This window comes from Lactobacillus sp. Sy-1 (assembly GCF_019303535.1).
Taxonomy (GTDB): Bacteria; Bacillota; Bacilli; order Lactobacillales; family Lactobacillaceae; genus Nicoliella.
This window is the reverse complement of sequence record NZ_JACCIU010000001.1, coordinates 901,009-914,138: the sequence shown is the minus strand read 5'-3', so window position 1 is coordinate 914,138 and position 13,130 is coordinate 901,009. Positions and strand designations below refer to the sequence as shown.

17 protein-coding genes and 1 tRNA gene are annotated in these 13,130 nt (G+C 38.8%); 2 read left to right on the top strand and 16 right to left on the bottom strand.

Annotated features, from left to right (window positions below; genetic code table 11):
* Nucleotides 1-16: 16 nt before the first annotated feature.
* The 8 genes from HZL42_RS03835 to HZL42_RS03800 all read right to left on the bottom strand — a co-directional run bounded on the left by HZL42_RS03835 (nucleotide 17) and on the right by HZL42_RS03800 (nucleotide 5,883).
* Complete coding sequence (locus HZL42_RS03835) at nucleotides 17-436, bottom strand: hypothetical protein (protein ID WP_219054351.1); 420 nt, start codon at nucleotides 434-436, stop codon at nucleotides 17-19.
* 35 nt (nucleotides 437-471) lie between these two features.
* Nucleotides 472-1,035 carry a ribosome recycling factor gene (gene frr, locus HZL42_RS03830; RefSeq protein WP_219054350.1) on the bottom strand — a complete coding sequence of 188 codons (564 nt, stop codon included), beginning with the start codon at nucleotides 1,033-1,035 and terminating at the stop codon, nucleotides 472-474.
* A gap of 3 nt (nucleotides 1,036-1,038) precedes the next feature.
* A complete protein-coding gene (gene pyrH / locus HZL42_RS03825) occupies nucleotides 1,039-1,761 on the bottom strand; it encodes a UMP kinase (RefSeq protein ID WP_219054349.1) in 723 nt (240 codons plus the stop codon).
* Between the two features lie 160 nt (nucleotides 1,762-1,921).
* A complete protein-coding gene (gene tsf, locus HZL42_RS03820; protein ID WP_219054348.1) occupies nucleotides 1,922-2,800 on the bottom strand; it encodes a translation elongation factor Ts in 879 nt (292 codons plus the stop codon).
* An 88-nt stretch (nucleotides 2,801-2,888) separates the two neighbouring features.
* Nucleotides 2,889-3,647 (bottom strand): 30S ribosomal protein S2, encoded by a 759-nt coding sequence (rpsB, locus tag HZL42_RS03815; protein WP_219054347.1) that lies wholly within the window; start codon nucleotides 3,645-3,647, stop codon nucleotides 2,889-2,891.
* Between the two features lie 153 nt (nucleotides 3,648-3,800).
* Nucleotides 3,801-4,799, bottom strand: coding sequence for a D-2-hydroxyacid dehydrogenase (locus HZL42_RS03810; RefSeq protein ID WP_219054346.1), 999 nt, complete (start codon nucleotides 4,797-4,799; stop codon nucleotides 3,801-3,803).
* A 66-nt stretch (nucleotides 4,800-4,865) separates the two neighbouring features.
* A complete protein-coding gene (locus tag HZL42_RS03805; RefSeq protein ID WP_219054345.1) occupies nucleotides 4,866-5,141 on the bottom strand; it encodes a GIY-YIG nuclease family protein in 276 nt (91 codons plus the stop codon).
* The gene (locus HZL42_RS03800; RefSeq protein WP_219054344.1) at nucleotides 5,131-5,883 is read right to left on the bottom strand and encodes a tRNA1(Val) (adenine(37)-N6)-methyltransferase; all 753 of its coding nucleotides are present in this window, start codon (nucleotides 5,881-5,883) and stop codon (nucleotides 5,131-5,133) included. Before HZL42_RS03800 ends, HZL42_RS03805 begins: the two co-directional genes overlap by 11 nt.
* Before the next feature lie 90 nt (nucleotides 5,884-5,973).
* Between HZL42_RS03800 and HZL42_RS03795 the strand changes: the two genes are divergently transcribed.
* Nucleotides 5,974-6,594 carry a 1-acyl-sn-glycerol-3-phosphate acyltransferase gene (locus HZL42_RS03795; protein WP_219054343.1) on the top strand — a complete coding sequence of 207 codons (621 nt, stop codon included), beginning with the start codon at nucleotides 5,974-5,976 and terminating at the stop codon, nucleotides 6,592-6,594.
* A gap of 39 nt (nucleotides 6,595-6,633) precedes the next feature.
* Here HZL42_RS03795 and HZL42_RS03790 read toward each other — a convergent pair whose 3' ends face one another.
* Complete coding sequence (locus tag HZL42_RS03790; RefSeq protein ID WP_219054342.1) at nucleotides 6,634-6,849, bottom strand: YneF family protein; 216 nt, start codon at nucleotides 6,847-6,849, stop codon at nucleotides 6,634-6,636.
* Between the two features lie 78 nt (nucleotides 6,850-6,927).
* On the bottom strand, nucleotides 6,928-7,179 hold the full coding sequence (locus tag HZL42_RS03785; RefSeq protein WP_219054341.1) for a DUF896 domain-containing protein: 252 nt from the start codon (nucleotides 7,177-7,179) through the stop codon (nucleotides 6,928-6,930).
* Nucleotides 7,180-7,331: 152 nt separating this feature from the next.
* On the opposite strand from HZL42_RS03785, the gene lexA reads away from it, so the two are divergent.
* Nucleotides 7,332-7,958: a transcriptional repressor LexA gene (gene lexA, locus HZL42_RS03780; RefSeq protein WP_219282852.1), complete on the top strand. Its 627-nt coding sequence runs from the start codon at nucleotides 7,332-7,334 to the stop codon at nucleotides 7,956-7,958.
* Between the two features lie 9 nt (nucleotides 7,959-7,967).
* Here the strand turns inward: lexA and HZL42_RS03775 are convergent, their stop codons facing one another.
* The 6 genes from HZL42_RS03775 to HZL42_RS03750 all read right to left on the bottom strand — a co-directional run bounded on the left by HZL42_RS03775 (nucleotide 7,968) and on the right by HZL42_RS03750 (nucleotide 13,120).
* Nucleotides 7,968-8,408, bottom strand: coding sequence for a nucleoside 2-deoxyribosyltransferase (locus HZL42_RS03775; protein WP_219054340.1), 441 nt, complete (start codon nucleotides 8,406-8,408; stop codon nucleotides 7,968-7,970).
* A 9-nt stretch (nucleotides 8,409-8,417) separates the two neighbouring features.
* A complete protein-coding gene (locus HZL42_RS03770; RefSeq protein WP_219054339.1) occupies nucleotides 8,418-9,587 on the bottom strand; it encodes a hydroxymethylglutaryl-CoA synthase in 1,170 nt (389 codons plus the stop codon).
* A 157-nt stretch (nucleotides 9,588-9,744) separates the two neighbouring features.
* Nucleotides 9,745-9,832, bottom strand: a tRNA-Ser gene (locus tag HZL42_RS03765).
* 63 nt (nucleotides 9,833-9,895) lie between these two features.
* Nucleotides 9,896-10,414 (bottom strand): adenine phosphoribosyltransferase, encoded by a 519-nt coding sequence (locus HZL42_RS03760; protein ID WP_219054338.1) that lies wholly within the window; start codon nucleotides 10,412-10,414, stop codon nucleotides 9,896-9,898.
* 22 nt (nucleotides 10,415-10,436) lie between these two features.
* Nucleotides 10,437-12,755, bottom strand: coding sequence for a single-stranded-DNA-specific exonuclease RecJ (gene recJ / locus HZL42_RS03755; protein ID WP_219054337.1), 2,319 nt, complete (start codon nucleotides 12,753-12,755; stop codon nucleotides 10,437-10,439).
* Nucleotides 12,756-12,766: 11 nt separating this feature from the next.
* Entirely contained in the window at nucleotides 12,767-13,120 is a 354-nt protein-coding gene (locus HZL42_RS03750; RefSeq protein WP_219054336.1) for a lipopolysaccharide assembly protein LapA domain-containing protein, read from the bottom strand.
* Nucleotides 13,121-13,130: the final 10 nt, after the last annotated feature.

Sequence of the window (13,130 nt, the reverse complement as noted above, 5' to 3'; positions counted from 1 at the left end):
AATTCAGTAAATTTAATTATTCAGCGTCTGGACGTTGAATTAATCTCCATTCACCACGGTTGTTTTCGATTAAGTTGTTAAAGTATTGTAATAAACTGTTAGCTTCTTCAGGTTGACGTTCGCCAAGCATGTTAAGCCCCTCACCAGTTGGAATTGGTTCTGATAAATCAGTAATTTCGTTTCCGTTTTCAATCTTAGCCTTTGAGAAAGCAATGATCCAGTCATTTGCAATTAACTTAGAAACAACGATGAATAAGTTAAAATCATCGTTAACAAATGCAGGCATTACATAAATATCATCTTGAAGTGGTTCTAGTGCGTTTCCAGCATAATTTAAAAATTCAGTGTTACCATTAACGACTGGGTCGTTAAGTCTAAAAACCATGTTATTAAATTCTTTTGATCCTGGTGTAATTTCTACGCTATCTTCTGCCATAAAGCATTTCCCCTTTTAATTAATATTATTTAGAATTAGTTATTAGTGATTTCTCTTTCCTTATCACTAACGATTTTTTCAACGCCACTGATTGCATCATCAGTAACTTTTTGAACCTTATTTTCTAGCCCATGGGCTTCGTCATCAGTAAAGTCTTCATTCTTATTGCCTTTCTTAACGGCATCCATTGCTTCACGACGCACGTTTCGAACAGCAACCTTACTTTCTTCACCAACAGCTTTCACTTGCTTAGCAAGCTCCTGTCTTCTTTCTTCGGTTAGTTGAGGAATTACCAATCTAATCACGTTTCCATCATTAGCTGGGTTAAGTCCAAGGTCAGCCTCTAAAATGCCTTTTTCGACATCATCAAGTGAGCTTTTATCATAAGGAGTAACCATAATTACCCGTGGCTCTGGAACTGAAATGGAAGCCACTTGGTTCACTGGAACTTCACTCCCGTAATAACTAACCTTCACTCGGTTTAAAATACTAGCATTCGCACGACCAGCTCGAATGCTTGATAATTCACGTTCAAGCACTTCTTGAGCTTTTTTCATCTTGCTCTTTGCATTATCCAAAATGTCATTTGAATTAGCCATTAATCAATTCTCCTTTACTGTTGTCCCAATCTGTTGACCGAGCACAACCTTTTTAATATTTCCTGGCTTATTTAAATTAAATACCACCAACGGAATTTGATTGTCCATCGCCAAGGAACTAGCCGTGGTATCCATAACGCTAAGTCCCTCATTAATGATGTCCATATAAGTAAGTGTATCATACTTAACGGCATCTGGATTAACTTTTGGATCGTCAGAATAAATTCCATCGACCCCGTTCTTAGCCATTAAAATTGCATCAGCATGAATTTCAGCAGCTCTTAAAACGGAAGTCGTGTCAGTTGAGAAGTAAGGATTCCCAGTTCCACCAGCAAAAATCACAACGCGATTTTTTTCTAGGTGACGAACTGCCTTTCGTCTGATGTATGGTTCTGCAATTTGACGCATTTCAATTGCAGTTTGAACGCGCGTTGGCACGCCAACCGCTTCCAAATTATCCTGAAGTGATAAACCATTCATAATGGTTGCAAGCATTCCGATATAATCAGCTTGCGCTCTTTCCATTCCCATTTTTGATCCAGCTTCACCACGCCACATGTTCCCGCCACCAACAACAATTGCAATTTGGATACCAAGATCATAAATTTGTTTGATTTCCTTAGCCATTGACCGCATTACTGGTAAGTTAATTCCAAAACCCTGTTCTCCTGCAAGAGCCTCACCACTAAGCTTTAAGATAATTCGCTTATATTTTAGGTCTGCCATCTTTTTTCCTCCCCAAACTTTTATATCAAGATAATTCTATCATAATATTTAACATAGTGATAGCTTATATCGTCTATCAATAGTTGTTCTTAAACTGAATATAAACTTTTTCACAAAAAAAGCGCTCCCAAAATGGCGCGCTCTTTTAAAAATGATTTAATTATTTGATTTGTCCATTTACTTCATCGGCAAAATTAGTTTCTTCAACTTCGATTCCTTCACCAACTTCGTATCTAGCAAAGCCCTTTAATTCGGCACCCTTGCTTTGAACGAACTTACCGACAGTTTGGTCACTATCCATAATGAATTCTTGGTCTGCTAAACTAATTCCAGCAAGGAACTTGTTCAAACGACCTTCAACCATTTTTTCAACGATATTTTCAGGCTTACCTTCGTTTAAAGCTTCCTTCTTAAGAACTTCACGTTCATGATCCAAACGATCCTTAGGAACATCGTTTCTACTCATAAATTCTGGGTTAGCAGCGGCAACGTGCATTGCAACTTGCTTGGCAGTAGCATCATCACTACCTTCAAGAAGAACTAAAGCAGCAATTAAACCACCATTGTGAAGATAAGCACCGAAGTGTCCATTGGCATCCTTTTCGAATACTTGGAAACGACGAAGTGAAACCTTTTCACCAGTAATTTGAGTAGTATGAATAATGCTTTCATTAATACTACCTTCTGGAGTAGATAATGCTAAAGCATCATCCATGTTAGCTGGCTTGTTAGCAGCAATTGTATTAGCAATTAGGTCAACTAGCTTCTTAAAGTCATCGTTAGTAGCTACAAAGTCAGTTTCAGCATTAACTTCAACGATTGCAGCAGTATTGCCATCAATCGCGATTTGTGCTAGACCATTAGCGGCAACGTTACCACTCTTCTTTTCAGCCTTTGCGATTCCCTTTTCACGTAGGTAGTCAAGGGCCTTCTTTTCGTCACCATCTGAAGCAACTAGTGCCTTTTTGGCATCCATCATCCCTACACTAGTCTTTTCACGTAATTGTTTAACTTGAGCAGCAGTAATTTTAGCAGCCATATTTATTTCTCCTTTTAGTTCATAATAAAAGCTGACCCAAACCTAGGCCTTAGCGGTCCAAAATTGAGTCAGCCCAAGTGCTTATTAATTATTCGTTATCATCTTTTGCTTCATCAGCATTGTCTTCAGAAGTCTTTGCAAAGTCGTTTTCGCTAACGCCTTCTTCACCTTGGTTACCTTCAATGATAGCATCAGCCATCTTAGCAGTAATCAAACGAACGGCACGAATAGCATCGTCATTTGAAGGGATAACAACGTCAACAACATCTGGATCTGAGTTAGTATCAACCATTGCAACGATTGGGATGTTTAAAATGTGAGCTTCGTGGACAGCAATTGCTTCCTTACGAGGATCAACAACAAATAAAACATCAGGAATCTTAGGCATGTCTTCAATTCCGCCTAAGAAGTATTCTAACTTAGCCATCTTCTTGTTGAGAAGGGAAACTTCCTTCTTTGGAAGAAGATCAAAAGTACCATCTGTAGACATCTTCTTTAACTTCTTAAGGTAAGCAATCCGCTTTTGGATTGTGTCCCAGTTAGTTAAGGTTCCACCTAACCAACGGTGGTTAACAAAGAATTGACCCGCACGGGTAGCTTCTTCTTCAATTGAGTTTTGAGCTTGCTTCTTAGTCCCAACAAAAAGAACAGTAGCACCCTTTGATGCTTCATCCTTCATGAAATTGTAAGCAGCATCTACTAACTTAACAGTCTTTTGTAAGTCAATGATGTAAATACCGTTTCTTTCAGTAAAGATGTATTCTTTCATCTTTGGGTTCCAGCGACGAGTTTGGTGTCCAAAATGAACACCGGCTTCTAATAATTGTTTCATTGAAATAACAGCCATGATATTTCCTCCATAATAAATAAGTTTTTTCCTCCCCGCTGCTCGACTGACTTTACAACCCATAAAATAGGCACTGGCAAAGCCATCACAGCGAGTGTGAAATAATTAACTATATAATTATACAAAATATAATTATATAATGCAATCATGATTTTACTTTTTTACAATTTTATCTGAGTCTCCAGTTGCAATCACATCCCGATTAGCATCAAGGGATGTATTTACCATGCTCTTAACAGCCGTTTTAGTATAAAATGCAATGTGTGGCGTAACTAATACGTTATCACGTTTTAGTAGGTTCTTAACCCGTTCATCAGGAATGGCATCAAAGCTACCGAAATCTTCATTGAAAACCCCGACTTCATCTTCATAAACATCAAGAGCAGCTCCACCGACCTTACCACTATCAAGGGCTTTAATTAGGGCATCAGTATCGATTAAAGTTCCCCGAGCAGGGTTTAAAATAATTACCCCATCTTTCATTTGAGCGAAGGTTTGGTCGTTCAACATGTGTTCATTTTCCTCAACAGCAGGTGCGTGCAAAGAAATTACGTCTGACTGACGGTATAATTCTTCAGGAGTATCAACGTAAATTCCTTCTTTATCAAGTTCAGGGTTTTTAAAGATGTCATATGCAATCACCTTGGCCCCAAATCCCTTGTAAATTTGAATTGCAGCCCGACCAATTCGACCGGTTGCAAATACCCCAACCGTTAATTGGTTTAATTCAGTTGCGATATCTGGAGCCCATCTTAAGTCTCCATTTGCGATTTTATGGTTAAAGACCTTAGTGTTTCTTAATAGTTGCATTAATTGAGTAACTGTGAATTCGGCAATTGCCTGTGGTGAGTATGCTGGAACGTTCGTTACCTTGATGTTATTACGGTTAGCAGCTGGAAAGTCAACATTATCAACCCCAACGTTTCGCAGTGACAATACCTTAACACCAAAAGCGCCTAATCGATCCAATACTTCAGCCGTATATGGAGCTTGTTGGAATGCAACCACTCCGTCAAAGCCCTCTGCCTTACTAACTGAAACTACATCTAAAAGGACGCTTTCAATTTGAACGTCGACATCCTGATTATTTGATTCCCATTCCTCCAAGAATGGTTTTTCATCATCACGAACTCCATAAACAATAATCTTCATAGTTAAAGCAACCTCCTAATATTTAATACCATTAAATATTATACCATTTAAACCAATCTGCACCCATTAATTCAGACTAACGTTGTGTTTTTTTAAGTATTGTTCCTTTGCAGACCGACTTTGATGCTTAAATGCATACTCGGCTTTTAATGCCTCACTTTTGGTATTAAATTCCTCATTATAAATCAATTCAACTGGCTGATGACTCTTAGTGTATTTGGCCCCGCGACCACTTTGGTGTTGTTCAATCCGGTGCTTTAAATTAGTTGTATAGCCACCGTAAAAAGAGCCATCTCCACACCTTAAAACGTACATATAAAAGTGCTTAACGTTACTTGCCATAAAGTACCCTACTAATCGTTTCAGTGTATTCATCAGAATTGCGCTTGTAAACCGTAATTGGGGCCTTAATTTTCAATCCCCCAGGTCTACCATCCTTAATCCCAGAAACTAACATCATATTGGAATCGCGGCCCTCACGAGGATAAATAAATTGAATTTCCTTTGGAACGAGCCGGTGTTCCCGCATTTTATCCAAAAATTCAACCATCCGATCAGGACGATAAACGAAGTAACAGCGGCCATTCGTTTTTAAAAGCGAACTGGTAACTGCTAATACCATGTTTAAGTTGGTTTTGATTTCGTGTCTAGCGATTGCTAAATACTGATTAGGATTCTTATGGCTGGTCTTAGTATTCTCAAAGTAAGGTGGATTACAAGTCACTACATCCACGGAATCACGTTTAATTTGTTGATCAATATCTTTAATATCAGCATTATAAACTGTGAACTGATCGTCTAAATCATTCAATTTGACACTCCTTTCAGCCATATCAGCTAATTTGGGCTGAATTTCAACTTCGGCAAATTGGCCATTAGTTTTATGGGCAGCGAACAACCCCACGGCCCCATTGCCAGCACACAAATCTACCACCCGTGTCTTAGCTGACTTAGAAATAAGTGCAAAATCAGCCAGCAAAATTGCATCGAGTGAAAATGAAAAAACGTGCGGGTTTTGAATCACCCTAATTTCATGACTTTCAAGGTGATCAATTCGTTCATCTGGTTTTAATTCAACATCCAATTTTTTCAACTCCGGTTTAAAAATTTCTTGCAATTAAATATAATAATAGAATAATATTGAAATGATAAATGTTTAGGAGGCTAACGTTTCATGTATTCATTTTTAAGGGTAATAGCGAGAATCGTCATCAAACTAGTTAACGGAAACTTCAACGTCATAAATAAAGATAAACTTCCGGAAGGGAACTATATTTTAGTCGGCCCCCATCGAGCATGGTTCGATATGCTTTACTTTGCACTGGCTGCTAGTCCCAAAAAATTTACCTTTTTAGCAAAAAAAGAACTTTTTAATAATTTTATTCTAAGGTATATTTTAAATCAAGTAAACGCAGTCCCAGTGGATCGTGAGAATCCGGGACCTTCTGTAATCAAGGAGCCAGTAAAAATTCTCCGGAATACCGACTTATCAATTGTAATTTTCCCATCGGGGAGTCGGCACTCAGAAGACTTAAAAGCTGGGGCAGCACTAATTGCTAAATTAGCGGGAGTCCCAATTGTTCCGGTTGTTTACCAAGGTCCATTGTCGTTTAAAGGGTTGTTTAGTCGCAAGTCTGTCTCAATTGCATTTGGGGATCCCATCACTATTGATCGGAGGCTAAAAATGAATGACGAGCAACAAGCTAAACTTGAAGCTAAAATGCAAGCTAGTTTTGACCATTTAGATCAAGAAATTGACCCTAATTTCAAATATGTTGACATCTCTAAAAAATAAAAAACAGGCAGTAACAACTAAGTTGTCGCTGCCTATTTTTTAACCACGATTCTTCATCGTGTTCATCATTTGTCTTAACTTCTTTTGTGAAGGCTTTTGACCCATCTGTTGCATCATTGCGCTCAATTGATCTTCGCTAATTGGTGGATTGCTCTTTAAGTAAGATTCCATATACTTCCGAGCACCAAAGAAACCAATTGCAACTCCTGCTACTAATGCAACAATTACGATCAAAATCCAAAGTCCAGTTCCCATTTAATTACACCCCCTGATTTTGAACCTAATCATATTAATTTTACACAATTCAGGATCATTTTAAAAGGGGCTAAATCACTAATCGTCGCGGAGTCCCTTTCCTCTTTGGATATCACGAACTTTTTTCGGAGTTACTTCTTTTCCGTCTTTATTATAGACCTTCATCATTTCAACTTGGGATCTAAAGTTTTCTTTGAAGCGTTTTAAATATTGCTTTCTTAATTTACCTTGTTCAACTTTTTCTAATTCAGATAATCCCTCTTCCTTAGCCTTATGGGCTAATTCATTAATCCGGGGGATGATTTTCATTAATTCTTTATCTTCAGCCATTAAAAATGCCTCCTAATAATTAGATTGCTTTAAGTATAGATTACTCGTTTTTAACACGATACTCAACTAAAAGCAACCGAACATTTGTTTTACACTCCATCTGTTTTATGCTAGTATATCGATATAACTAAGTTCTGAGGAGGTGAATAATTATTACAAAAGTGGAGTCAAGACAAACTGCCATTCTTCGATTTATTTGGAATAATATCAAGGAGCAAGGTTATCCCCCCACCGTTCGCGAAATTTGTGAGGGGGTGAAGTTATCATCTACCTCAACCGTCTATGGTCACATTACCAGGCTTCAAAAAAAAGGACTCCTTAAAAAGAATCCTTCTAAGACGAGGGCACTAGAAATTACTCCCTTGGGGCTCCAAGAACTGGACGTTAATCCCCGTGGTAATGAAATGCCATTACTTGGTCAAGTGGCAGCCGGTGAACCCATTCTAGCAGTAGAAAATGCAACTAGCTATTTTCCAATTCCACCAGAATTTGAATCAATCTCAGATTCACTATTCATGCTAACTATTAAGGGAACCAGTATGATTAACGTTGGGATTTTGAACCACGATCAAGTAATCGTTAAAAAACAATCCACCGCTGAAAATGGTGAAATTGTAATTGCAATGAATGAAGATAATGAGGCTACTTGTAAGCGTTTTTATAAGGAAGATGGGCATTACCGCCTTCAACCAGAAAACGATAGCATGCGACCAATTATTTTAGACCAAGTCACTATTTTGGGAAAGGTAATTAGTCTTTACCGGCCCACAATTAAATAGTTCACAGTCCTAAATTAACGGTCCCTCGTATGGGATCGTTTTTAATTTATCAAAATCATATTGAAGAATATCATCAGCACTCTTTACATACGCAACAATACTGTTTGAAATCATTAGGTTGACAATCCCTTCATTTTCATGAAGAACAATAATGTCCTTCCCAAGGTTAGTGGCGTACCCAATTTCAAAGGCGGTCCCACTATCTACATAACCGTCCTTAAAGTCTAAGACAGCAACTACTAAGTCACTAGCTTCTAGCTCATCGACGTCTTTTCTGTAAACCTTCTTGGCCCAATCAACAGTCCCCTCTTTTTCATCGGGAAAATTAGCAGTTCTGGGACTAAAGAAACTGCCAACAGTTGGATTGTTAGTGAGGGCTTCTTCTACCCGTTCAATTCTAGCAACTTGGTTATCGTCGAAGAAGGGTCCTGCTAAATAAATTTGCTTCATTTTCGATTCCTACTTTCGGTTTAAATATTGACGTTGGTCATCCTTAACACCAGCAAAAACAAACTTAGCATCATCATCAGAAACGGAGAGTATTAAGTCACCCGCTTTAATTTTAGGCCATGAGTTAAAAATGGATTCATATTCTGGAACTGAAAGCTGCCTTCTGGAATTCAACATTGTCTGCATCCGTTGTTTCCGGTTCGCATCAAAAAAGCCAGCTTCAACTTGTCCAGTAAAAAATTCTCCCTGAGCTCCCGATCCGTAACTAAAAAGTCCGACGGTATCGCCAACCTTCAAGTGATCATCATTATCAATTAACGATAATAAACTAAGGTATAAAGAGCCAGTGTAAAGATTCCCCACCCTTTTATTATACATACTTCCAAAACTAAATGCCGTTTTTAGTTCCGCTTGTTTATCAGGAGTTGCTTCCGGTAGTACCGCCCGTAGCCCCTTAATCCCCATTTTCGGATATGGTAAGTGAAAAATCATTGCGCTCAAGTCTGCAATTGAAAGGTCTGTAATCTGTTGATACTGATTCCAAGTCTCCTTAAAAAAGTTAACGTAAACGTCATTGGAATAATGACCATCAACAATCGCTTCAGTTGTATGCAATGGTCGCCAGAAATCCATGATGTCCTTTGAATAAAAGGCACTGTTACCATCAAATGAAATAATTCGTGGATTCGCACTAACGATCATTGCAACGGCTCCACCACCCTGAGTAACTTCTCCAGGGGTGTTTAAACCATACCTTGCCACATCGGCACCAATTACCAACGCCTGCTTATCTGGATGTAATTGAACATAATCACGAGCCATTTGTAACCCAGCAGTAGCACCATAACAGGCCTGTTTAGTTTCAAATGCTCGGGTCCGTGGACTTAATTCGAGAAGGGTTTGTAAATAAATTGCCGCTGATTTGGAATTATCAATTCCAGATTCGGTTCCAAAAATTACTAAATCAATTTTAGCGCGATTATCATCATTAATAATTTGTTCAGCCGCATTCGCTGCCATCGTAACAACGTCTTGGGTGTTTGGAACCACGGATTGTTCCTGCTGCCCAATTCCAATTAAATACTTATTAGGATCTTCATTTCGCGCCTTCGCCAGCTGCTCCATCGACAAGTACATGGCAGGGGTGTAAAAACTAATTGCATCAATTCCGACTTTCAAGTTAAAACCTCATTCCATAATTTTAAATATCCATATTCGTTATCTTAAAGCAATTTCAAATTAAAGTACAACTGAAAGCAGATTAATTAACGAAGGTTAAAATAATTAATTACAAATAAAAAACATGCCCATCACTTCGATGGACATGTTTTTGATAAGGAGAGTACAGGAGTCGAACCTGCCCGCCGAGATTAATCGGTTCGTCGGATTTCGAGTCCGATGCATTACCGCTCTGCCAACTCTCCAAAAGCGCATAATGATATTATAGCAATTTGTAAAAAAATTGTAAACACCATTGACGCCATTAATTAATATTTCATTAGGCTTAACATGTCATAACCCTTGATTTTATCGCGACCGTGTAAGTCCGCAAGTTCAATTAAAAATGCGGTCCCAACTACAATTCCGCCGAGGTCTTCCACTAACTCAATTGTAGCACTAATTGTTCCCCCAGTGGCTAATAAATCATCGGTAACCAAGACCCGTTGGCCAGGCTTAACCGCCCCTTCATGAAGGTATAATGATGATTCACCATACTCAAGGCCATAAGATGCTTTAACGGTCTTACCAGGGAGTTTGCCCTTTTTTCTAGCTGGCGCAAATCCAATTCCTAAGTCGTATGCAACTGGACAGCCCACAATAAAACCGCGAGCTTCAGGTCCAACCACCATATCAACCTTTTTATCACGTGCGTAACTAACGATTTCATCAGTTGCTTGCTTATAAGCTTGGCCATCTTCAAGCAGTGGTGAAATATCACGGAACATAATTCCCTTTTCCGGGAAGTCCTTATAAGAAGCAATGTAATCATTTAAATCTAATGCCATTATTATCTCCCTTTCGGTCATTTTAAACGATCAAGTTGTTGAACAGCGTAACTAGACTAGCAGAATTTGGCAACAATAATTGTTTTTCAGACTCTAGTTGAACCTTTCGTTTATGATAGGAGTCAGAGGCCAATAAATCTTGCTTAGAAGGGTGCGGAGTCATTTCCAATATGCCATTTGTAATTGAAACAAATCTAAGCTCTTGAAACACCTTAATCATAAAGATAACTAAACTGCGGTCTAGTTTAAGCTGCGTCGCAATTTGATTCAATGCTTGGTTGATATTGAAAGCCGAACGGCTACTCAATAGCTTAAAAAGCATTCCAAATTGCTGACGGCTCGGTAAACCACTTGCATATATGAAACTAGGCTTAAAGAGGTATAAAATCACCTTACTATCACCAATTAAATTAGCAACTTTCTTTAAATCATCAATTGTATCTGGACAATCAACGATTGTAACTACGTCGGAAACCATTTCTTTCGACAAGTCATTATACCAAATTACACTATTATTTTCACTAATGTAGGGGGCTAGTTTATCCATCAACTTATGATTAAAAAATACGTACGTAGCGTTAACGGTAAACATCCGCTTATTTAATTGGTCCGTCCGTCGATCAATTACCTCGATTCCAGCAGCCTGAATATCTTTAACCATGAATTGAATAGAACTACGATTATTCCAAGTATTCATTTCAACCGTTCCGGCTAGTTCAATTGAATTAGGCAATGCTTGGATGGCATCAACTAAATTCGCTTTCCCAAATGCAACCGCATTAATCCGATTTTGATTTCCGCTAATTGAAAAGCGCAGGTGGCTATTCCGGCTCCCCATCGTCTGAACATTTGCAACCATTGTGGGCTTCACTTCAAACACTGGCTCCTGATTATCGGTACCGTAAGGGGCCATTTTAGCTAACGACTCAACTAAGGATTCATCAATTTGATCAACACTAATGTTGTCGTCAATCACTAGCCGTGGTTTTGATTGTTCATGGCGAGTGGGTTGCTTAAAATTAGACTCAAAAACATCAGCAACCTTATTAATCGCATCTTGCTCAACAGATAATCCGACCGCCATCGCATGGCCACCAAATTTAAGCATCAACTGCCGTGCTGGTTCTAGGGCTGCAAAAAGGTTGAAGCCCTCAATGCTTCGGCCAGACCCCTTTGCAATCCCCGTTTTCGAATCTAGATTTAAAACCACCGCTGGCCGATTATATTTATCTACTAATCGACTTGCGACAATTCCAACGACCCCTTCGTGCCAGTTATCGCCTGCGACCAGGATGGTTTTCTTATCCTTATTTTGGGGTTGCTCAACTTGCTCGCAGGCCTCTTTAAAGATATCAGTAACTAATTTTCGCCGTTTGGTATTAAGCGTTTCAATTTGTTCGGCTAATTCATTCGCCCTAGCATCATCTACAGTGGTTAATAGTTCAACCCCGGCGTTTGCATCCCCCATTCTTCCCAACGCATTCAAGCGCGGAGCAATGCCAAATCCAATGCTACGTTCGGTAATTGGTTTGGCAGTGAGGTTGGCTAATTCTAAAATTTTTAATAGCCCTGGACGTTGGGTATTCTGGATTGCTTGAAAGCCAAACTTAGTTAAAATTCGATTTTCACCGGTTAATGAAACTAGGTCAGCAATCGTCCCGATTGTAACTAAATCTAAGCATTCCTGTGGAATTTCATCCAGAAGTGCGGTAGCCACCTTAAATGCAATGCCCGCTCCCGAAAAGAAGTGAAATGGGTACTCGGCACCAGGGTAACGTGCGTGAATTACGGCATAGGCATCCGGAACTCCCTGTTCAGGAATCTCATGGTGATCAGTAATGATTACATCACAATGATGTTGATTAGCAAAGTCAACCGGTTCAAATCCAGTTACTCCATTATCAACCGTGATAATTAGGGTCGTTCCTGATTCAATCATTTTATTAAACGCATCAACGTTCGGACCATACCCATCACTAAACCGATTGGGAATGTAATAATTGACATTGGCACCAATTTCAGTAAGGGTTTCATACATGATTGCAGTACTAGTCAAGCCGTCAGCATCATAATCACCGTAGATTGTAATTTGCTCTTCAGCCTCAATTGCAGCCGTAATCCGTGAAATTCCCTTTTCCATGTCATGCAATAAGAATGGGTCCCCCAAATCATTAGGATCCGGGTTTAAAAAGCGGTGAATTGCAGCCTGATCTTGATAGCCTCGTTGAAAAAGAATTTCGACCGCCACTGGATTAAGTCCCAACTCACTAGCGGTTGCTTGCACTTTTTCAGCATTTACATTTTCACTATTCAATTGCCATTCATATTTTGAATCAATCATTTAATCCCTCTTTATTTTTCAGGCTTTTCATTTCTTAATTGGGCTGCTTTTTTAGCACTTGCGTTGGCATTCTTTAATTCAGCTTTTAAATTATTAATCTCAGATTGCAGTTGGCTAACCTTAGCATCCTTTTCTTGATTAAGTTTTTTAATATCAAGGCTCTTCGTAACCGATGAGGTCGTCGACATTAAGAAACTGATCAATGCTCCAATCAAAATCAATAGAATTAACATCACAATCATTGGTAACTTAAGGGTATTCCCAAACCCAAAGTTAATTGATACTGATTGGGTATTAATTAGGGCAAATACAACCACTAGTAAAACTAAAATTCCTATAAAAATCAGCTTAGCTTGTTTTTTCATCTTTATCATC